We start from the raw sequence: 20,638 nt of genomic DNA, 5'->3' as shown, positions 1-20,638 counted from the left end.
AGGCTGTCATGTCAGCACCTGCCATCAATGATGCGGCCGAAGCGAAGGCCGCTCCCGCATATCTTTCTCGTCCTGCCCCGGGGATCATTGCCGCGCTCTTTTGTGGCTATCTCGCGGTCGGACTTCCGCTTCCGGTTATCCCGCTCTTCATCCACGACAAGCTCGGCTTCAACAATCTGGTCGTCGGCCTCGCGATCGGCATCCAATTCCTCGCCACCGTGCTCAGTCGCGGATATGCGGGGCGCTTGACCGATCTCGAGGGTGGTAAGCGTTCCGCCCTGCAAGGTGCCGCGATCAGTATGACCGCGGGCCTGCTCTATCTGGCGGCGGCCATGCCCATTCTCCCGCCGGACGTCAGCCTTGCAATTCTTCTTGTCGGCCGGCTGATTGCCGGTCTTGGGGAGAGCCTCTTCGTCACCGGTTGCGTCTCCTGGTCGATTGCCTCGGTCGGACCGCAGCGCGCAGGCATGTCGATGTCGTGGACCGGCATTGCCATGTTCGCGGCACTGGCCATCGGCGCGCCGGTCGGCATGGTTCTGTATCAGTCTTATGGCCTGGAGACCGCAATGATCGCCTGCATCCTTGCTCCGCTTCTCGCAGTCGCTATCGCATTTCGGTCGACCTCTTATACGAGCCTGGCAGGCCCGCGTCTGCCCTTTTACAAGGTCATCGGCCAAATCTGGCGCGAAGGGGCTGGGCTGATGCTGCAAGGAGTGGGTCTGTCGGGTCTTACCGCCTTTGCATCCCTCTACTTCGCAGCCCGCCATTGGGACAATGCCGGTTTGGTCATGACTGCCTTCGGCATTGGCTTCATCTTCGTGCGCATCGTCTTCGGTTCGTTGCCCGACAGAATGAGCGGCTATCGCATTGCATTCTGGTCGTCGGTGATGGAGGCAGCCGGCCAGGTGCTGATCTGGGTGGCGCCTAATGAATGGATGGCGCTTGCCGGCGCCCTGGTCACCGGGCTCGGTTGTGCACTGATCTTTCCCGCTCTCGGCGTCGAAACGCTGAAGCGAGTGCCTGCCGCCAATCGCGGCAGCGCCATGGGCGCCTTCGTCGCTTTTCTCGATATCGCCTACGGCATTTCCGGTCCGGTCGCGGGCACCATCGCCGGACAGTTCGGCTATGCAGCCGTCTACCTGTTCGGCGCGATCTGCGCCCTCGCCGGTGCCGCGCTTGTCCAGACCGCCCGCTCTTTACAATCCTGACCGTTGTTCCACATTGCCTGTGAGACTTGCTCACCGGCTACCAAAGGAGATTTCCATGTCTCGCATCTTCGTTTCCGGCTCGTCCACAGGTCTCGGCCTTATGGCGGCTGAACATCTAGCCGAACAAGGTCACCAGGTCGTGCTTCATGCGCGCAATCCGGCTCGCGCCAATGATGCCCGCCGCGCCCTCCCGAAGGCGGAGGCGGTCGTGATCGGCGATCTCGAGACCATCGCCGGTGCAAAGAATGTCGCTGCCGAAGTCAACAGACTCGGCCGGTTCGATGCGGTGATCCACAATGCCGCTGTCGGCTATCGCGAAGCTCATCGCCTCACCTCCGATGGGCTGCCGCATGTCTTCGCCATAAACACACTATCGGCCTACATCCTGACCGCACTCCTCGAACCACCGAAGCGACTGGTCTACCTGTCATCCGGCATGCACCATCATGCAGATGCCAATCTCGACGATATTCTATGGGAAAAGCGCCGGTGGAACGGATCAGAGGCCTATGCCGAAAGCAAGCTGCACGATGCAATGCTCGCATTCGCGATCGCGCGACGTTGGAAGGACGTGTTCTCGAATTCGCTGGAGCCCGGATGGGTTCCGACCAAGATGGGCGGCCCTGGCGCACCTGACGATATGGCACAGGCCCATCTGACTCAAGCCTGGCTGGCAGCCGGCGACGACCCGAAGGCGGATGTCACGGGAGAATACTTCTATCATCTGAAGCGTCGGACCGCGAACCCGCAGGCTCATGAGCCAGCGCTTCAAGACCGCCTCATTACCATCTGTGAGGAGATCTCAGGCGTGACTTTGCCAAAATGAATCATCAGCGGTTGGCCCTTCAGATCGGAACCTGATATCTGTTGGAACTCGCACGGAGCCCCACCTTGCGAGAGATCACAGCGTTCGCTCCGCAACCAAGAGGGCTGCGGATGCACACGATACGTTAGCCGTAGCGATTAACAACTCGCTCATAGGATTGGCGACCAATAGTGGCGCCGGGCTGCCTGAACAGCGATAGCCAAGACACCAGCATAAATCATTGCACCGATAATGGCTTGCAGAGCAGCGGTCCCAAACCACGGCAATTCCGGAAAAAGATCCTGCCACCGTATCATTGTCACAGCTGCCACCATAGCCAAATTCGCCGGTACAATCAACAGGAGGACGCCTTTTGAAATCTCCCGCCAATCCAGCCCCGCGAACTTCGACTGCAGTCTGATGACGGTCGCCAGCACAAACATGGCGCTAAAACACTGGGCCAACGCAAGCTGCCATAGCCCAAACCCTGCGGCGGCAACAATAACGAGGAGCGAGACAGCTACGTTCAACAGCGTTACTGGTAAACGACGCTGGAGCTGCCCCACCACGGAGAGCAGCGGCTCGTTGATATAGCCCGGTAGATACAGTATTTGCCGCACGCAAAAGAATGGAATTAAAGCGGCCGCAGGGCGCCAGACGTCGCCAAGCAACAGGCGGACGGCAGCATCGGATATCTGCATCAACCCAAGATACATCGGGACGGCGACCGCGAGCAGGACAAGAATGAAGCGAACGCCCGCGCGAGCGACGGCGCCCCCGGAAACACTCGACTGTCGTTGGGCGCTCCGAAAAACGATCCAGCTCAACGACCGCGTTGGCTCGGCCAGCAGCTCCGAAATGGCGGCGACGACACGCTCTGCCGCACGATAGTAGCCCGCATCGGCAATACCCAGAAAGCTCCCAACCGCGAGCGTACCGGAATACGAACCGATAAAAGCGACCAGCCGGTTTCCGACAATGTGTCGGGAAAATTCCATGACGCAGGCGAACATATGCTTCGTTAAATGCAGACGCGGCAAATGCGCCACGACGTAGACAGCTCCCAGGAGAAGAACAAGCTGGCAAACGATTTTGCTTATCACCAAAGCCCATGCATGCCCATCAAGGAGAAGTAAGGCGGCCGCCGTACCGAGACCAATCGCCTCCGCCACGATCCGAATTACTGCCCGCTGTCGCAATTGGCCGCGAGCTACCAGGGTCCCGTCATAAGTCGCCGTCAGAGCAGCGGGCAGCATCCAGCAACTGAACAACGCAACAAGCGCACTCTGTGCTTCATCTTCGGTAAAAAGATAGAAGGCTCCCGCTGCGATCAGGCCGGCCGTGGTCAGAAGGCAACCGCTGACAAGTGAAACTGTTGCGACCTGATCGAAGCAATCCTCGTCGTCACCAGCCTTCATTATAAACTCGGCCCATCCTCCTTCCGCGATTACCACCAGCAGGACGGCAATGGCGGACGCAAAGGCAAATAGCCCGAATTCAGCCGGGCTCAGCACTCGTGCGGCGAGGAGGAAGGCCGCGATTTGGGTGAGTTGTGAGATGATTTTCGCCGTTGTAATCCAAATGCCATCGGCCATGATCGATGGCATCCATCGAGGCCTCGGGGTTTCACGGGGCGATAGCCGATTCCGAGAGTTTCCTGCGGCTGTATCTTTTGTAGGTGAGACCATCGTCATAGATCCGCTGTCGCAGTTCTGGCCGCCGAACCCTGCTCGTCATTGGATCGGCGGCCGGACTTGGAAATCTGGTTTGTCAGCGATCTCCGAAACGGAAGACAACGGAATATCGCCAAGGCCAATCCGGCTCATCGCGATCAAGGGGCTCTCTCGCCCATCTCAACCAGGGCCAGCCGCGTTTCGCCGCTTCCGATGCCCATATCTCGCTCTGATTAATCAAAACAGGATGGAAGCCCGAGTCTTTTAGGACTTTGGTTTTGACATCAAGATCGACTCCGTCCACGACCAAGTAGCCGCCAGATGCAACCAATCGCATCATGTTCCTGAGGCAACGTTCGGCGAGCCTGTCTTCCATCGGCCCCATGAAATTATTGGCGAGGAGGAAATGCTGCGTTCCAATCAGATCGAGCAGCTCGTCCCCGGTCGCGTCAGCCGTGAGCCAAGTCGTGTTTTGTCTAAGCCAGTCTTTAACCCTCAGCGACCCGTCCGGGAGAGGTTCAAAGATATCTGCGAGTTGCGGGACATCTTCACTCGCGACTTCCGCTCGCCCGTATGGACCAGGTTCTGCGGCCGGAACGTCTGGGCGATAAATTCCGCTTTTCGCGACTGCCACGACAGCGCTTGAGATATCAATACCGTGTGCAGCAATATTCAGGTCGGCACGGGCCATCCTCATTGCATAAAGGACCGAATATAGCTCCGCTCCCGTGCTACAGCCGATGGATGCGACCTTGACATTGCTGTTCTCCGGGTAGTTTGACGCGAGTTCAGCAAGGACAGCCAGTAGGGGCGGGTTTCGCATGAAATGGGTATAGTGCGTTTGAATACGTTGCGTGTTTTTGGTGAACTTCCGATAGATGTATCGTCCGGCACGGAACATGAGCGGCGTCTGCCGCACGGGGCTTGGAATCGTTTCCCAAACCGTGCGACAAATGCGCCGAGGCGCCTGACGAATGGCGTCAAAACCGATCGTTGTGGTCGACATCGAAAACTCCTTTAAATGTGCCGTCAGCTCCTATGTGGAACGAAAGCAAGGGGGCTCGAATTGGATCAGGGTGGAAAAACGCGAGTGGCAGAGCGGAATTTGTCTTATCTCACGGGCTGCATGGAAACCCATGGAAGCTGCCCAGAGGCCATCTTCGCAACGCAGCGATAGCCGGAGGCCGGGCGAGCTATAACACTCACTTCGAATTCGCTGATGATCGCGGGAATGCTTGATCGCGCCAAAACACTCGACGATCATAAAGACCGCTCGCCAAATTCAAAAGGCGCTCTTCGGAGGACGATAAAGGCTTCGCGGGTCGGAAGGAAATAGGGCTGGAGAATTCATTGCAACCGGCATGCCCGGTTCATCTGGTTTTCGGATATCGAAATTTGCGCTCAACACGGCGACTACCGAGCTAGTCGCTTTGCGGCACTTTCGGTCGTCACGTTGGTGGTGGTTTTGTTTGGCTTTGTCTCGACTGAACTGATTAAAATCGCGGGACGAGTCGAGATCGAAGGCTGTGGCAGCGCTCCGGTAAAGTTGGCGGTGTTCAGGCGCTAACGGAGCATCGGGCACATACAGCGCAAGCGCCAGAATGGCCAAGATGCCGGCAAGCACGAAACACCTTTGAAAAAATGAGATCCACAGCTTCGTCATGCACAACTTTTAGGGTGCACCGACACATCGCTCAATTCGACAAACAGGACTTAGCAAAGGTCCAAAGGAAGTATCCACCTACCCTGGCCGAAAGACTCTCCCATATTTTGAATGTACGAATCCATCTGCAGCTGTAGACCCTGCAATAAAATCGTTGGAGATCCTTCCATCATCGAACGTGGCATGAAATGGCTGGGCAGGCTGACTTTTCTGGTTGTGCCCCGTGACGGCATGACACCGATTCCCTGATTTCCGGCGATTTTATCAAAGGGGCAACTTGCCTTCACCGTCACACAATCGACGCGAATCGCATGGAGTTATGTTGATATTGAAATCCGCCACTTTTGATAGTAGCTGGGTGCTGTGGGCAAAATGTATCGAATCGCACTGAGCAAGATGCTCTTTCTTGTGCGGCTGGTGATCATGGTATCACTGGCTGGATACAATGTGTCCTACGCTAGCGCAGCGATGCACGGCACGATCATTCCCAATCTGGAAAAAGACGCCTCGTCGCTGACGCACCAAAGCAAGCATGACATGACTAAGGCTTCTGATCGCAGTCATGAGCATAGCGGTGCTGCTGACAGCGATGGCAAGCTCGTCAAGCAGGAATGCTGCAAAGATTTCTGCGGTGGTTTTGGAATTGTAAACGAAGGCCAAAATGTCGGTGGGCCTATCGTGACCTCGATCAGACAGTTCATTGATGATCAGAGAACCTCCGGAGAGCTACCGGCCCTTGATCGTCCTCCGAATATCTAAGTGACACAGCGCTCGCTTGGTCGAGCTTAGTCGCCGCGTGCCCACCTTCGGGCTTGCGTGTCATACTGTGACCTATTCGGATTCTTCCAATGAAACACTCGCTTTTCGTGGTGGGGCTGCCGCTTGTTGTCGGCGGCTGCGCATCCACGTTTCCTCCCGACGTAGTGGCGTCTTCCCCTGCGGTCGAACAGCCTTCCCTGCACCCGATCGCACACCGGTCGCCGATCTCGGGCTATGTGCCCAGGCAACCCGTCGATCCCAGGTCGTGGCGTAAACAGAATGATCTCCAGTCTCGAGTCGATGGAGGCGCCTCATGATCGGCCTTGGAAAATCGATGGCCGCGCTGGTATTCCCACTGGTGCTGAGTGGTTGTGTCACGGGCGCCGAATATTCCGGCAAGGATGCAGGCTTTGCTTCCGTTGCCAGCAAGACCGCCATCGCGACAGGCAAGCAGACGGCCTGGATTCAGAACCAGGACCAGGCCCGGTCGGCCGCCGCTGAGGTCAAAAGCCTGCTCGCGCGAAAGAAGGTCCTCTACGCCGAGACGGCCGTCCAGATCGCGCTGCTCAACAATAAGGGCCTCCAGGCCGCCTACGCCGATCTTGGCGACAGCGCTGCCGATGCCTGGCAGACGACGATGCTTATCAATCCGACAGCATCCATCGGGACGACCGGTATGGGCACGCCGGAACTTGAGGCGTTCAAGACCATCGAAGGGATGATCACAACGAACATCCTGGCACTCGCCACGCGGAACCGAGGCATGGCGATCGCCGATACCCGTTTCCGGCAGGCCCAACTGACCGCCGCCATAAGAACGCTTCAGGTCGCCGCCGACACCCGCCGCGCCTGGATCAGCGCGGTGGCGGCGTGGGAGAACGTCGGGCAATTACAGCGCGCCCAGGCGGCGGCGGACGCCGCTTCCGAGCTGGCAGAGAAGCTCGGGGAGACAGGGGCGATGACGAAGGGCGCTCAGGCGCGCGAACATGTGTTCGTCGCCGAGCTCGCCGGAGAGACAGCGAAGGCCCGCCTCGCAGCTCGCCTTGCCAAGGAGGAATTGACGCGGCTGATGGGTCTCTGGGGATCCGACCTGGACTATCAAGTTCCGAACAGCCTGCCGCCGCTGCCCAAAGCCGTTATAAGACGCGATACCATCGAGGCCGAGGCCCTGAAGAGCCGCATCGACCTGCAGGTGGCGAAGCTCGACCTGGAGGCGACAGCCAGGTCCTACGGGCTCACGGAGGCGACGCGCTATGTCTCCGACCTCGAAATCCTGACGGGCTTCGAAACGGAACGGGAAGTCGAGGACAAAGAGAAGAAGACGAGGACCACGGCCCAGGTCGAGCTCGAATTCGTGATCCCGATCTTCGACACGGGCAAGGCGAAAATGCGCAAGGCCGAGCTGGCATACATGCGGGCGGCGAACCAGCTTGCCGAGAAGGCCGTCAATGTCCGCTCGGAAGCACGCTCCGCCTACGAGGCCTATCGTTCGAACTACGACATCGCGCGTCACTACCGCAACAATGTCGTGCCGCTGCGCACCAAGGTCGAGGAGCAGTCGCTGCTGACCTACAACGGCATGATCACCAACACGTTCGAGCTGCTCACCGACACCCGGGACAAGATCAACTCCATCCTGCTTTCCGTCAACGCCAAGCGCGATTTCTGGCTCGCCGAAGCCAGCCTTGCGCCGGCGATCTACGGCGGCGGCGCGACGAACGCATCGGCAGAGACCGAAGTTGCCGCTGCCTCCCGCGGCAGCAGCGGCGGCCATTGAGAAAGGAAGCCACCATGTTCAACAGAAGACAGTTGTTCGGAGCAGGAGCGGCATTGCTCGCCGCCGGCGCCTGGACCAAAACATCGGCCATGGGTCTGCCGGACGCGCCGACCATGGCCTCGGCGGAGATGCAGCCACCCATCCATCCGACATCCGGTCCGGATTACCAGCCGGTCGTGACACTCAACGGCTGGACCCTGCCCTACCGTATGAACAACGGCGTCAAGGAATTCCATCTTGTCGCCGAGCCCGTCGAGCGGGAAATGGCCGACGGGATGACCGCCTATCTCTGGGGTTATAACGGACAGTCTCCGGGGCCGACGATCGAGGCGGTCGAGGGCGACCGGGTCCGGATCTTCGTCACCAACAAGCTGCCGGAACACACGACGATCCACTGGCACGGCATGATCCTGCCGTCCGGCATGGACGGTGTCGGCGGGCTGACGCAGCCGCACATCCCCGTCGGCAAGACCTTCGTCTACGAGTTCGACCTCGTGAAGTCGGGCACTTTCATGTACCACCCGCATTCCGACGAGATGGTGCAGATGGCGATGGGCATGATGGGCTTCTTCGTGGTCCACCCGAAGGACCCGACGTTCATGCGCGTCGACCGGGACTTCGTCTTTCTGCTCAACGCCTATGACATCGATCCCGGCTCCTACGTGCCGCGTGTCATGGAGATGACCGACTTCAACATGTGGTGCTGGAACAGCCGGGTGTTTCCGGACATCAGTCCCCTCGTCGTTTCCAAGAACGACAGGGTACGGGTGCGGGTCGGCAATCTGACCATGACAAACCATCCGATCCACATGCATGGCTACGACTTCGAGGTGACGTGCACCGATGGGGGCTGGGTCCGCCCGGAAGCCCGGTGGCCGGAGGTGAGCATCGACATCCCGGTCGGCGCGATGCGCGCCTACGAATTCGACGCCAAGTATCTCGGCGACTGGGCGATCCACTGCCACAAGTCGCACCACACGATGAACGCCATGGGCCACGACATCCCGACCTTCATCGGTGCGGACAAGTCGAAGCTCGCCGAGAAGATCAGGAAGCTTCAGCCGGACTACATGCCCATGGGTACCAAGGGCATGGCCGACATGGGCGAAATGGAAATGCCCATCCCGGAGAACACCGTCCCGATGATGACCGGCTGGGGGCCGCACGGCCCGATCGAGATGGGCGGCATGTTCTCTGTCGTGAAGGTCCGCGAAGGCATCTCCGCGGACGACTACTCCGATCCGGGCTGGTACCAGAACCCACCCGGAACGCAGGCCTGGGAATGGACCGGCGAACTGCCGGACGCGACCAAAGTCAAAGATGCAAAGACGCAAATCACACCCAAGCCGACGAACGGCTGAAGCTCGATACCTCACATCAAAAAGGATCTACGCATGAAGAATTATATACTGGCATTGGCATTCGTCGCTCTCGCAACCCCTACGCTCGCTTCCGGCAATCACGCTGGCGGCCATGATGAGAAAATGGCCGTTGGCGAGCCCGGCGACAAGACGAAGGTGACGCAGACGATCCGGGTGACGATGAAGGAAACCGAGGACGGCAAGATGCTGTTCCAGCCCGCCGTCATCAACGTCCGGAAGGGTCAAACGGTGAAGATCGCGATCAAGAATGCTGGTGGCACCGACCACGAGTTCGTGCTCGACCAGGAAGACAAGATCCTGGAGCACAAGGCGGTGATGGAGAAGTTCCCGGAAATGGAACATGCCGACGCCAATTCCATCCGCCTTCCGGCCGGTCAATCCGGAGAGATCGTCTGGAAGTTCACGTCCGACGGCGAGTTCAAGTTCGCTTGCCTGATCCCCGGCCACTACGAAGCCGGCATGCACGGCGACGTGACCGTCGCTGCCAAGTAACCTTTCGACATCTGGAACAGCAACATGAAGAACGTTATCAAGATCGCCCTCGCCGCTGCTCTGGCGTTCGGCTCAGCCGCGGGCGCCTTCGCGCAGGAATTCACCAAGGGCGTCGTCAACAAGGTCGATGCCAAGGCCCAGAAGGTCACCATCAAGCATGAGGAGCTCAAAAACCTCGATATGCCTGCAATGACGATGGTGTTCCGGGTCGACGATCCGGCTCTTCTCACGAAGCTGAAGGAAGGTTCCAGCATCGAGTTCGTCGCCGAACGTGTGAATGGCAAGCTGACCGTCACTGAAGTTAAGTAGGCCAACTCCTGCCGCCCGGATCCACGTCCGGGCGGCAGCGAGTGAGGAGTGGAGACGATGCACGGGAGAAGCTTCGTCGCAATGGCGACTTCCGCGCTGGCACCCCCGGCGGTTGGCCGTACCTGCCGATCTGGAGGGATGTCACAGTGCTATTATCGAGGACCAATACCTCGACGGACATGTGCCGCTCGAGGCCGTCCACCGGCGGCTGCAGGAAGGGCGACCGTTACGAGTATTGGCCGTTCCGGGTGTGCCGCCCTCATCAATCAGGGCGCTCTCGCAAGAGGTCAGCAGAAAAGCTGGTCGAGCACCGGCAGTGGATTGCCGATCGGAGGCCCGGGAAGGTTACAGCCTATCCACTTGTCGCGACCAACATCTTACCGGTTCATTCTGAACCCTGCGTGGCAAGTCGTGCAGGTCTGCAGCATCAGGTGGAAGATATGCTCGGCAGGAACGGATGCCAGTTGCGCCTTGTTCTGGACGTGAACCCCGAACGGGCCTCCGCCCATCGCCTCGCCAGGCTTCATCCGCATGCTCTCTGTCATGGCTCCGCGGTTTTCGACAGCGGCCGCCTCCAGCGCCCGCGCATAATCGCGGAGATCATTCGCCAGACCGCCGAAACGCTCGCGTTCCGCTCCGATCTCGGAGCTGGCCTTCGAGCTCGGATCGTCCAGTCCTCGGGCGAAATGAGCAGCCAGCACCGTACCCGATCTGGCGCTGATGGCAGCGGCAGCCCTCTCGAACTCCATCGACGAATAGCGACCGGGATCGCGGAACATCTCCGCCATCGTCTTCGCTGCGGCTGCCATGGCTTTCATGTCGGCCTGCCGAAGTGCGACGACGTCTTGCGTCGCAAAACCGATAGAGGCGAGCACGGGGGCGAGAGCCACCAGGCTGAAGAGCGGCATCATTTTGGAAACTGTCAGGGAAACCCGCACGTTTGATGGATCCAATAAAAGTTTGGCGAAGCATGAAATCATCGCCGTCTGAAGTCCACCGTCTCGGTTGCGAAGCGGGCAAAAAGAGGCCGCCAAGCTACGCCGGCGAGGAATTCCTGGTTGTTCTTCCCGGTATCGCGCAAGAGGAAGCAATTGAGGTATGAATGTCCGCTGGCAGAGCCCCAAGAGTTGGCTTTGATGGTGCGCAATCGCAATGTGGACTGGCGAACTGTTCCGGATGTTGTCATACAAGCATAGGCCGATACGGAGTTCACATCATGGCGATCAGCGATGCTCGGAGGGAGCAAACATATCCAACGCTTTCAGCTCTTCAAATCGGCGCGGCGCGGCGCTTCGCGAGCGGTGAACCGCGCTGTTTCGGCCCCGGCGATATCCTCTATGAGATCGGCGCTCGCAACGTTCCTGCCTGGCTAGTTCTAGAAGGCTCGGCCGATGCAATTCACCGTGGCGCGACTGGGAGGTCATCCGTGATCGGCACCTATGGTCCCGGCCAGTTCACCGGCGAGACCAATCAATTGTCTGGCCATGCAACCCTGGCATCGGTCGTCGCGGGCGATAAGGGCGTATTGGCTATACCTTTCGATGCGCCGCATCTGCGTGCACTGGTGATCGGGTCGGCGGATGTGGGTGAGGCAATCATGCGCGCCTTTATACTCCGTCGCGTTGCGCTGATCGAAGAAGGGCGGATCGGGGGCGCCGGATCGATTCTGGTCGGGCGCCGGGATGCCCCCGACATCGTGAGATTGTCTGGATTTCTCACCCGGAATGGCTATCCCCACGCCCTCGTCGCCGCATGCGAAGTCGAGGGACGCGAGTTGGTCGAACGGCTCGGCATCGCACCGGAAGATCTGCCATTGATGATCTGTCCAAACGGGACACTGCTCAGAAATCCGAGCGACGCAGACGCGGCGTCTTGTCTCGGCATCATGCCGGATCTCGATCCGAAGAATGTCTATGACGTGGCAGTTGTCGGTGCGGGCCCGGCTGGGCTGGCCACTGCCGTCTATGGGGCATCTGAGGGACTGTCCGTTCTCGTTGTCGATTCGCGGGCCTTCGGCGGCCAGGCGGGCGCATCCGCCCGGATCGAAAACTATCTTGGCTTTCCCACGGGCATCTCCGGACAGGCTCTTGCAGGTCGGGCCTTCAATCAGGCGACGAAATTCGGCGCCGAGGTTGCGATCCCGCTGACCGTCGGAAAGCTGAGCTGTCACGGAACCGATGCGGCAGCTCCGTTCTCCCTTGAGCTTAGCAATGGATGTACTGCACGCGCACGTTCCATCGTGATCGCGTCGGGAGCGCGCTACCGTCGGCCCAATATTGCCAATGTCGAAGAGCTGGAGGGAGCTGGCGTCTCCTACTGGGCATCTCCGATCGAGGCCCGCCTCTGCGCCGGAGAGGAAATCACTCTGGTCGGCGGCGGAAACTCGGCGGGCCAAGCCGTTGCTTACCTCGCACCCCAGGTAAGACGCTTGCACCTCGTGGTCCGGCGACCGCTCGAGCAAACCATGTCCCAATATCTGATCGACCGGATAGCGGCATTGCCCAATGTCGAACTCCATGTGGGTATCGAGATTATGGGCCTGCATGGTAATCGAGAGACAGGCCTGACTGGCGCTACCTTCCGTGACATCCGGACCGGAGAGACCGAGGAATGTGTCTCGCGCCACCTCTTTCTGTTCATCGGCGCCGATCCCTACACCGGCTGGCTCGACGGCTGTGTCGCGACCGATGGAAACGGCTTCGTGCTCACAGGAGAACGCAACGGTGATGGCGAGCGACTGCCGCTGGAAACAAGCTGCCCTGGCATTTTTGCCGTTGGAGATGTACGCGCCGGCTCCACCAAGCGGGTCGCCGCCGCCGTCGGTGAAGGGGCGGCCGTCATTGCGCAGATCCATTCTTTCCTGGCGCGAAATGTCGCAAGGCAAGATCGGCACTAGCCGGCCACCGGCGGCAGGTCTTCCATCTCGGGAGGGCTGGCAACCTCATCGGCATGACCTCCTGAGGTAAAGCAACTTCGACAAAAGTGGTTTGCGTACGGAATTGCGTGAAAACAAGGTGATAGAGCATTGAAGGAACTGCTGTTTTCGCCTGAAATGCTCGAAGGATCGGCCCGCCGCCCGAGTTTTGCGGGCGGCGGATCGCTTCAGCCCGTCAAGCCTTCACAAAGGCCAGCAGGTCCGGATTGATCACGTCCGCATGGGTCGTCAGCATGCCGTGGGGGTAGCCCTTATAGACCTTCAGTGTTCCGTTCTTCAGGAGCTTGACCGACAATTCCGCTGAATCTGCGATCGGCACGACCTGATCGTCATCGCCGTGGAGAACGAGCGTCGGCACGGTAATCGCCTTCAGATCCTCCGTCTGGTCGGTTTCGGAAAAGGCCTTGACGCCGTCGTAATGGGCCTTGGCGCTACCCATCATGCCCTGACGCCACCAGTTCTGGATGACACCGGGATAGATTTTGGCATCGGGGCGATTGAAGCCGTAGAACGGACCGGTCGGCACGTCGAGGAAGAACTGGGCGCGGTTTTCGGCAACGCCTTTGCGGAAGCTGTCAAAGACTTCGATCGGCAGGCCGCCCGGATTGGTTTCGGTCTTCAACATCAGCGGCGGAACGGCGGAGACGAGCACAGCCTTGGCAACACGGCCCTGAGGCTCGCCGAATTTGGCGACGTAGCGCGCGACCTCACCACCGCCCGTCGAGTGACCGATATGAACCGCGTTCCTGAGATCGAGATACTCGGCTACGGCGGATGCGTCGGCTGCATAATGATCCATGTCGTGGCCGTCGCCGACCTGCTGGGAACGGCCGTGACCGCGGCGATCATGTGCCACGACGCGATAACCGTTCTGGACGAAGAACAGCATCTGCGCATCCCAGTCGTCGGAGGACAACGGCCAGCCGTGATGGAAGACGATCGGCTGGGCATCCCTCGGACCCCAGTCCTTGAAATAGATATCGACGCCGTCCTTGGTTTTTACGAATGATTCGGTCATTGGAATGCTCCTTCAATGCAGGATGGAATGGATCTTGAAAAATGCGAGCGACGGCATGGCCATCGCACGGCGAGCGAGAGCTTACGGAGCGAGCCGCAGCTCGAGCGAGGTGACGCCGACGGCAAGGTTAAGTCCGGTATCGCCATCGACGGCCAGCGGCTGTAGCGACAGGCTCTTCAAGCTTCCACCGACCAGGATTTCGGCATCAGCGCCTACCCCGAGGCTTGCGCCAGCGGTCACGCCGTCATAGGTGCCCTGCAAACCGCCCACCGGTTCGCGGGTGGCGTTGTAGACCAGCCAGACCATGCGGCCCTTGTCCACAGTTCCGACATCAAGGCCGAATTCCGTAATATTGCCAATGTAGTGCTGGACCGGCGCGTTTCCGCTCGGGGTGAAGGTGCAGGCCAGGTCCTGCCGGGTGCCGACTATGGCGCCGATCCCGGCGGAAACGTCGCAGTCCAGCTGGCCGACCTCGGCGCGCTCCGCATGGGAAACGCCGGGGACCAGGAGCATGCCGGCTGCAAGCATGGTAAAGATGGTGGTTTTCATCGGATGATCCTCTTCGCAACAGGGCTCAGCGCGCACGGCGGGTCGTTTCGAACAGGAACCATGCTCGGCGTTCCGTTTCGTCGATCCAGTTTTCAAGGATGCTGGTGGTGGCGTGGTCGTTGTGGGAGGAGGTCAGCGTGTGCAGTTGGCGCATGATTTCCACGAGCTGCAGATTGTCCTCGCGAAGCTCGGCCAGCATGTCGTCGGGAGTGACGAAATCCGCGTCGTTGTCCAGGAGACGCTGCACCCGGGTAATATGGCCGATGGAGCGAATGGTTGTTCCGCCGATCTTGCGGGCGCGCTCGGCGATATCGTCAGTCATGGCGAAGATCTGTTCACCCTGCTCGTCGAGCATCAGGTGGTAATCGCGGAAATGCGGGCCGGAGACATGCCAGTGGAAATTCTTCGTCTTGATGTAGAGCGCGAAAACATCCGCCAGAAGCGCGGTCAGCGCGGCGGCGATGTCGCGGGGCGCTTCGGCGCCAAGGTCGGTCGGCGTTGCAAGGGCAAGCTTGCGGTTTCTGGTAGCGGTGGTCGTATCCATGATCGTTCTCCTTGTTGCAGCCGGCCGCTCAGTGCTGAGCGACCTGCGGCTGCTGTCTGATCGGCGCTGAGGATAGGGAGAAGTATGGAGCCGGAGAAATCGGCTGCTTGTACAGTCGACCCGATACCTAAGTGTAGTTTCGGCAGATTCCGCCTTGAGCTAGCTTTTGTCCATCGCCTCTGCCCAAAGGCGATTGGCGCTCAGCCAGAAGCTCCGGTATCCCCTCCCCCGGAGCCGCGGATTCCCTCCCAATCCGCCAAGGCCGTCTCCTGCCGCAGGAGACGGCCTTTTTCTTTCGCCTCCGGCATCCAGGCAATCTATTCGCTCCTGTGAGGGCGTTTTCCGATCACGATCCTTAGCCAAAGGATCGCGTACGGCGTGCAGACCCAGGCAATGAATGCAGATTTTTGCTCCGTCGAACAGCGTGTAGCCGGCCGGCCCGGTGGGCGCCAAATCGGATGTGAGGATTTTCATTAGCGCCGCCTTTATTTGCCGTTATCCTGATGCCTCGACGGCGGTGGCAACTAAGACCTATGTATAGGTCAGATGGTGTCGAAAAAGCCGTATTGTCGGCAAAAATCGCATCGGGGGAACAATGTCGATTGCGTCTATGATATTTCGAGCGCGCGAGCCGATAGGCGGCGCGCATATGGCGTTCGGTCTTGGGGCGTTTTCGCTGGCGGCCGTCGTATTTTATGTCGATACCTATACGGACATAAAAGGCGCGATCGCGGTGCTCTATGTCGTCGCCGTGCTCTTGGCCGCGCAGGCGGTAAGCCGATCGGGACTCATCGCGATCTCCTGCGCCTGTGCCATTCTTTCCCTGTTATCCTATGCCCTGACCCATGCACAGGATGTCGATCTTCAATCCGGGCTCAGGCTTATCGTTGCACTCGCGGCGTTGACCGTCACGACCATGCTGCTTGTCAAAACAGAGACCAACAGACTGGCGCTGCTGTCCGTCAACACGGCGCTCAAGGAAAGCGAGGAGCGCTATCGCTCCATCTTCGACCGCACGCGGGTGGCACTCTGGGAACGCGACTATTCGAAGCTTCATACCCTGCTGATGAGCCTTAAGCAGCAGGGCATCACCGACATGCAGGCCCATGCCCGCGCCAATCCAGGTTTTACGCAGCAATGCATCGATCTCATCACGGTCGTTGCTTCGAATGAAGCCGGAAAGGAAATGCTGGGTTACGACTCCTCGATCCGCGGCACTCTTCAGCGATCGGTCGTTTCCTCGTCCGGCAAGTTCGTCGATGTGCTGCAGGCGATCATCGACAATCAGCGTGTCTTTGAAGACAAAGTGGTAGTGCGCACCGACAGCGGCGAAGACAAGCTTGTACTTCTTTCCATCAGTTTTCCCGCCGAGGCGACCTCCTTCAACCGCGTGGTGGTCAGCATGGTGGATATCACCCAGCGCGAAATGGCGTTGAAGGCGCTGGCTGAAGCCCAGGCGGAACTGACAAAAGCCTCGAAGGCAGCCACCGTGGGAGCCATGTCCGCGTCTCTCTCCCACGAGTTGAACCAGCCGCTCGGTGCCATCATCGTCAATGCGCAGACATTGCTGCGCTGGCTGGACCGCGATCCGCCGGATCTTGCCGCCGCCCGCCGCTCGGCCGAGCGCATGATCCGCGACAGCCAGCGCGCCAGTGAAATCATCCAGAACACGCGCGACTTGCTGGCCCATACGAGGGGTAAGATGGAAACCTTCGACCTCGATGAGTTCATCGATGAAACGCTGAGCCTTCTCGAACATGAGCTGGAGCGCAGCGGCGTTACAGTTCATGTGGAAAAAGAGGCCACGCCGCCGATAACGGCCGTCAGGATCGAATTGCAGCAGGTCCTCATCAACCTCCTTACCAATGCCATTCAGGCCATGGACGAGGCGGGTACCGGAAATCGCACCATCACGGTGCGGAAGGAACGCGAAGACAGGGAAAATATCTATATCACCGTTCAGGACAGTGGACCTGGTTTCCCCGTGCAGATGAAGGAAAAGCTGTTTTCGCCGTTCTTCACGACCAAGGCGACGGGAATGGGCATGGGGCTTTCCATCTGCCGCACGACATTGGAAACACGCGGCGGCAGGCTAACCGGTGACAATCATCCTCTCGGCGGGGCGGTCTTCACCATTTCAATGCCGATCAGCCAGGAGATGGAACATGCCTGAGCCACGCAAGACAACAAAGGAGCCGCCGTCGCCCATCGTGTTCATCGTCGACGACGATGTGTCGATGCGGGAGGCACTCACCGATCTTTTCCGCTCCATGAAATTCGATGCCGAAGCTTTCGACAGTGCCGCGGCCTTTCTCGAAAAAGCCAATCTGAACCGGCACGGCTGCCTTCTGCTCGATGTGCGGCTTCCAGGCGTAAGCGGCCTTGATTTTCAGACGCAGCTGGAACGCGTCGGCAACAGGATGCCGATCATTTTCATGACCGGCTTCGGTGATATTCCGATGAGCGTTCGGGCGATGAAAGCGGGCGCGGTGGATTTTCTGACCAAACCCTTCAAGGAACAGGACATTCTCGATGCCGTCGCGGCTGCGATGGAGCGGGATGCATCACGACGACGCGAAAACGCGCAGAACGAGGCCGTCGCCTCCCTTGCCGGGCAGCTGACGCCACGCGAGCGCGAGGTCATGGGCGCCGTTGTCCGCGGCCTGATGAACAAGCAGATCGCCTACGAGCTTGGCATCAGCGAAGTCACCGTGAAATTGCACCGGGGCAATGTCATGCGCAAAATGGAGGCGAGATCGGTCGCCGACCTCGTGCGGAAAGCGGAACTGATCGACGATAAGCTCCGGCCACCTGTATCTTAGTATGGTATCTTTCAAGCGGGCATGAGCGCATAGAGACATAAGAACAACAGAAAAGGTCACTTGATTGTCCTCCGTTCCCATCATTGCCGTCGTTGACGACGACCAGGCCATCCGTGAAGCCATGGATGACTTCATCATGTCCTTCGGTTACGAAAGCCGCCTGTTTGCTTCTGCGGAAGAGTTTCTGGACTCCCATACGCAGGCGCAGATCGACTGCATCGTCGTGGATGTGAAGATGCCCGGACTATCCGGTATCGAGCTGCAGAGCGAGCTCAATCGGCGCGGTCGACATCCTCCGATGATCTTCGTGACGTCCTATGCGGACGATCGTACCCGCAATGCCGCCCTGAGCGGCGGCGCCTTCGCCTTTCTCCGCAAGCCGGTCAATGTCGGCAATCTCATGGAATGCCTGGAATCCGCTCTCGCCGGGCAGACCTAACGCCGACAGCATTACCGTCGGAAGTGCTGTCAGCATCTTGCGACCATCTGCCGTTCGCATCGCGTCTCGGCGCCCCTCCTGTAACGTTTGCGCCATTCCCGATCTCTCAACACTCCCACCTTCCGGCGGGTGCCGATATCGGGCCGCCTGCTGCCGGCCTTAGTGGCTGCTAACACCTTCTGCAGAGACAAACTAGACCTCTGTATAGATGCCGAAACCTCCATCTCGCCATAGCCTTTTCCCCAGATCAGCCTCTCCCTGCAAGGGAGGTGCGCTGAAGACACCATCACCAGTTCACGAGGCACGGCATGACCTCCATCAGCAAAAATGTGCATCCGCGCAAACCGCGCAAGCTTAGAATCGCCGTCGTTTTGTCGTTGGGCGCGCTCGCCCTTGTCGGTGGCAGTGCCATTCTGATCCGGGCCACCGAGCCGGCGCTTGCCGCTCCTGAGCAAGTGGCCGCAGCCGATGCGTTTCGAATTCTGACGCCGAAGGCGGTCGACCAATCGAGCAATGTCGCCCTTCCCTTGCCTGCCGGCAGCGACGACACAGCCGCCACGGCACTTCCTCCCGCTTTTGACAAGGCCTCCTGCATCGCCACCCGCGCCAGCAGGAAAACGGATCGGCACGATCCATTCCAGCCCCAAGCCTTCTGCCAGCTTCAGCGCCGGCTTCTCTATGCTGAACTGATCTACCGCATGGAGGTGCTGCGGCTCGGTTCCCAAACCCGCTTTATCCACCCCTCATCCCAACTCGCCATGAACAAGGAGTTCTGAAATGGAAACGTTCACCAGACGCGCAGTCCTCGCAATCGGCGCGGTCGGCGGCACCGCCCTTGCCGCCAGCGCAGCAGGAGCAGCATCTTTCGGCAATCCCGACCAGCCTGCCGAAGGAGCAATCAATGCCAATGCCGCGGGACTGAGCGATCCCGGCCCGAAGAACCCGGCGATCAACGAGCAGTTTCCCTCTTTCCAGAGCCCGCCGGCGACCGACGTGGGCGACATGCAGCTCTTCTGGGGCTCGTTCAACAACGCCCCCAAACGTATCCAGAACGGCGGATGGGCACGTCAGGTGACCAAGTCGGACTTCGCGATTTCGGATGCCGTGTCCGGCGTCAACATGCGGCTGGGACCGGGCGGCATTCGTGAGATGCACTGGCACCGTGCCGCGGAATGGGCGATCATGACCAATGGCCGTTGCCGCATCACCGTGCTCGATACACAGGGTCGCGCCTATGTGCAGGACGTCGAGGCCGGTGATCTCTGGTATTTTCCGGCCGGCTACCCCCATTCGCTGCAGGGGCTTGGTCCCGACGGATGCGAGTTCGTCATCGTTTTCGACGAAGGCGACCAGTCCGAATATGGCACGTTGCTTTTGACGGACTGGCTGGCCCACACCTCACCCGAACTGCTCGCCAAGAATTTCGGCGTGCCACAAGATGTGTTTCGCAATATCCCCCTGCAGGATCTCTGGATTTTCCAGGGCAAGGAACCAGGCCCATTGTCGAAGGATCAGGAAGCCGTTGCCGGCGCCGGTCTTCCCCCTTTCCCCTTCACCTATAAACTTGCGGCATCAAAACCGCTGAAGGAAAATGCTGCTGGCGTTATTCGTCTTGCAGACAGTAGCGCCTTTACAGTGTCCAAAACCATCGCCGCTGCTATCGAAACCATCAAGCCGGGCGGCGTGCGCGAGATGCACTGGCACCCGAATGCGGACGAATGGCAATATTGGATCAAGGGTCAAGGCCGGATGACCGTGTTCGACGCGGGCCCACGCAGCCAGACCGGCGATTTCCGTGCAGGCGATATTGGTTACGTGAAAAGAAGCCAGGGCCACATCATCGAAAATACCGGTCATACCGATCTGCAATTCGTCGCGGTCTTCAAGACTGCCGAATACCAGGAGGTCAGCCTGTCTTCCTGGTTGACACACACGCCGCCGGCGCTGGTGGCCCAGCATCTCAACATCAGCATCGAGGACACGGCGAAATTCCCCGCAAACCAGCCAGGCATCATGCCGGGGTGAGCCTTCGCATGCCTTCATCATCGGCGTTGCCACAGTGTCCGACGCCAAACCTTTTCCATATTGCCGGCGGCTCGTTCGCCGGCCTTTTCACTGCTATCCTCTTGCAGGCAGACGGCCACGACGTGAGAACCTGCGAACGCTTGTCATCCGGACTGACCGGAAGGGGCGCTGGCCTCGTGCCACAGACCGAAGGGTTCCATGTTCCGCGCGAGATCGGCTGCTCGACGGTCCTGGCCGG

The 20,638-nt window shown here is 59.4% G+C and carries 21 protein-coding genes and 2 pseudogenes; 16 read left to right on the top strand and 7 right to left on the bottom strand.

Going from position 1 to position 20,638, the window contains the following annotated elements:
• Positions 1-8: 8 nt before the first annotated feature.
• Entirely contained in the window at positions 9-1,208 is a 1,200-nt protein-coding gene (locus tag FHT84_RS09100; protein ID WP_113248824.1) for an arabinose transporter, read from the top strand.
• A 55-nt stretch (positions 1,209-1,263) separates the two neighbouring features.
• Positions 1,264-2,034: an SDR family NAD(P)-dependent oxidoreductase gene (locus FHT84_RS09095; RefSeq protein WP_113248823.1), complete on the top strand. Its 771-nt coding sequence runs from the start codon at positions 1,264-1,266 to the stop codon at positions 2,032-2,034.
• A gap of 149 nt (positions 2,035-2,183) precedes the next feature.
• On the opposite strand, the gene FHT84_RS09090 is transcribed toward FHT84_RS09095, so the two are convergent.
• From FHT84_RS09090 to FHT84_RS09080, 3 genes are all read right to left on the bottom strand, one after another.
• Positions 2,184-3,608 (bottom strand): oligosaccharide flippase family protein, encoded by a 1,425-nt coding sequence (locus FHT84_RS09090; RefSeq protein WP_162736919.1) that lies wholly within the window; start codon positions 3,606-3,608, stop codon positions 2,184-2,186.
• A gap of 175 nt (positions 3,609-3,783) precedes the next feature.
• Positions 3,784-4,692, bottom strand: coding sequence for a CheR family methyltransferase (locus FHT84_RS09085; protein WP_113248821.1), 909 nt, complete (start codon positions 4,690-4,692; stop codon positions 3,784-3,786).
• Between the two features lie 276 nt (positions 4,693-4,968).
• Positions 4,969-5,349: a hypothetical protein gene (locus tag FHT84_RS09080; RefSeq protein ID WP_183761858.1), complete on the bottom strand. Its 381-nt coding sequence runs from the start codon at positions 5,347-5,349 to the stop codon at positions 4,969-4,971.
• Between the two features lie 372 nt (positions 5,350-5,721).
• On the opposite strand from FHT84_RS09080, the gene FHT84_RS09075 reads away from it, so the two are divergent.
• From FHT84_RS09075 to FHT84_RS31370, 7 genes and pseudogenes are all read left to right on the top strand, one after another.
• A complete protein-coding gene (locus tag FHT84_RS09075; protein ID WP_145646320.1) occupies positions 5,722-6,108 on the top strand; it encodes a hypothetical protein in 387 nt (128 codons plus the stop codon).
• 89 nt (positions 6,109-6,197) lie between these two features.
• The gene (locus FHT84_RS31375; RefSeq protein ID WP_246698515.1) at positions 6,198-6,425 is read left to right on the top strand and encodes a hypothetical protein; all 228 of its coding nucleotides are present in this window, start codon (positions 6,198-6,200) and stop codon (positions 6,423-6,425) included.
• Positions 6,422-7,885, top strand: a complete 1,464-nt coding sequence (locus FHT84_RS09070) for a TolC family protein (RefSeq protein WP_183761855.1) — start codon at positions 6,422-6,424, stop codon at positions 7,883-7,885. Before FHT84_RS31375 ends, FHT84_RS09070 begins: the two co-directional genes overlap by 4 nt.
• 14 nt (positions 7,886-7,899) lie before the next feature.
• A complete protein-coding gene (locus FHT84_RS09065) occupies positions 7,900-9,246 on the top strand; it encodes a copper oxidase (RefSeq protein ID WP_183761852.1) in 1,347 nt (448 codons plus the stop codon).
• A gap of 33 nt (positions 9,247-9,279) precedes the next feature.
• On the top strand, positions 9,280-9,759 hold the full coding sequence (locus FHT84_RS09060; RefSeq protein WP_113248815.1) for a plastocyanin/azurin family copper-binding protein: 480 nt from the start codon (positions 9,280-9,282) through the stop codon (positions 9,757-9,759).
• 24 nt (positions 9,760-9,783) lie between these two features.
• Positions 9,784-10,068 carry a copper-binding protein gene (locus FHT84_RS09055; RefSeq protein WP_145646324.1) on the top strand — a complete coding sequence of 95 codons (285 nt, stop codon included), beginning with the start codon at positions 9,784-9,786 and terminating at the stop codon, positions 10,066-10,068.
• Positions 10,069-10,177: 109 nt separating this feature from the next.
• Positions 10,178-10,336 (top strand): annotated as a pseudogene (locus FHT84_RS31370) (DUF411 domain-containing protein); the annotation flags it as partial.
• Positions 10,337-10,445: 109 nt separating this feature from the next.
• Here the strand turns inward: FHT84_RS31370 and FHT84_RS09045 are convergent.
• The gene (locus tag FHT84_RS09045) at positions 10,446-10,976 is read right to left on the bottom strand and encodes a cytochrome c (protein WP_113249065.1); all 531 of its coding nucleotides are present in this window, start codon (positions 10,974-10,976) and stop codon (positions 10,446-10,448) included.
• 308 nt (positions 10,977-11,284) lie between these two features.
• Between FHT84_RS09045 and FHT84_RS09040 the strand changes: the two genes are divergently transcribed.
• Positions 11,285-12,964, top strand: a complete 1,680-nt coding sequence (locus FHT84_RS09040) for an FAD-dependent oxidoreductase (protein ID WP_183761849.1) — start codon at positions 11,285-11,287, stop codon at positions 12,962-12,964.
• 214 nt (positions 12,965-13,178) lie between these two features.
• On the opposite strand, the gene FHT84_RS09035 is transcribed toward FHT84_RS09040, so the two are convergent.
• The 3 genes from FHT84_RS09035 to FHT84_RS09025 form a co-directional block, all read right to left on the bottom strand.
• Positions 13,179-14,021: an alpha/beta hydrolase gene (locus FHT84_RS09035; RefSeq protein ID WP_113248812.1), complete on the bottom strand. Its 843-nt coding sequence runs from the start codon at positions 14,019-14,021 to the stop codon at positions 13,179-13,181.
• A gap of 81 nt (positions 14,022-14,102) precedes the next feature.
• Positions 14,103-14,570 carry a DUF992 domain-containing protein gene (locus FHT84_RS09030; RefSeq protein ID WP_183761846.1) on the bottom strand — a complete coding sequence of 156 codons (468 nt, stop codon included), beginning with the start codon at positions 14,568-14,570 and terminating at the stop codon, positions 14,103-14,105.
• Positions 14,571-14,595: 25 nt separating this feature from the next.
• A complete protein-coding gene (locus FHT84_RS09025) occupies positions 14,596-15,114 on the bottom strand; it encodes a DNA starvation/stationary phase protection protein (RefSeq protein WP_113248811.1) in 519 nt (172 codons plus the stop codon).
• Positions 15,115-15,709: 595 nt separating this feature from the next.
• Here FHT84_RS09025 and FHT84_RS09020 point away from each other — a divergent pair.
• From FHT84_RS09020 to FHT84_RS31365, 6 genes and pseudogenes are all read left to right on the top strand, one after another.
• A complete protein-coding gene (locus FHT84_RS09020) occupies positions 15,710-17,287 on the top strand; it encodes an ATP-binding protein (RefSeq protein WP_113248810.1) in 1,578 nt (525 codons plus the stop codon).
• Entirely contained in the window at positions 17,280-17,936 is a 657-nt protein-coding gene (locus FHT84_RS09015) for a response regulator transcription factor (RefSeq protein WP_113248809.1), read from the top strand. Before FHT84_RS09020 ends, FHT84_RS09015 begins: the two co-directional genes overlap by 8 nt.
• Before the next feature lie 64 nt (positions 17,937-18,000).
• Complete coding sequence (locus tag FHT84_RS09010; protein ID WP_112345816.1) at positions 18,001-18,375, top strand: response regulator; 375 nt, start codon at positions 18,001-18,003, stop codon at positions 18,373-18,375.
• Positions 18,376-18,683: 308 nt separating this feature from the next.
• Positions 18,684-19,151: a hypothetical protein gene (locus tag FHT84_RS09005; RefSeq protein WP_183761843.1), complete on the top strand. Its 468-nt coding sequence runs from the start codon at positions 18,684-18,686 to the stop codon at positions 19,149-19,151.
• A gap of 1 nt (position 19,152) precedes the next feature.
• Positions 19,153-20,400: an oxalate decarboxylase family bicupin gene (locus tag FHT84_RS09000; protein ID WP_183761840.1), complete on the top strand. Its 1,248-nt coding sequence runs from the start codon at positions 19,153-19,155 to the stop codon at positions 20,398-20,400.
• Between the two features lie 8 nt (positions 20,401-20,408).
• Positions 20,409-20,621, top strand: a pseudogene (locus tag FHT84_RS31365) (hypothetical protein); the annotation flags it as partial.
• Between the last annotated feature and the right edge of the window lie 17 nt (positions 20,622-20,638).

It is taken from the genome of Rhizobium sp. BK289 (assembly GCF_014193575.1).
Taxonomy (GTDB): domain Bacteria; phylum Pseudomonadota; class Alphaproteobacteria; order Rhizobiales; family Rhizobiaceae; genus Rhizobium; species Rhizobium tropici_C.
Note: the sequence above shows the minus strand (reverse complement) of the source record. Positions and strands in the feature narration are given on the sequence as shown.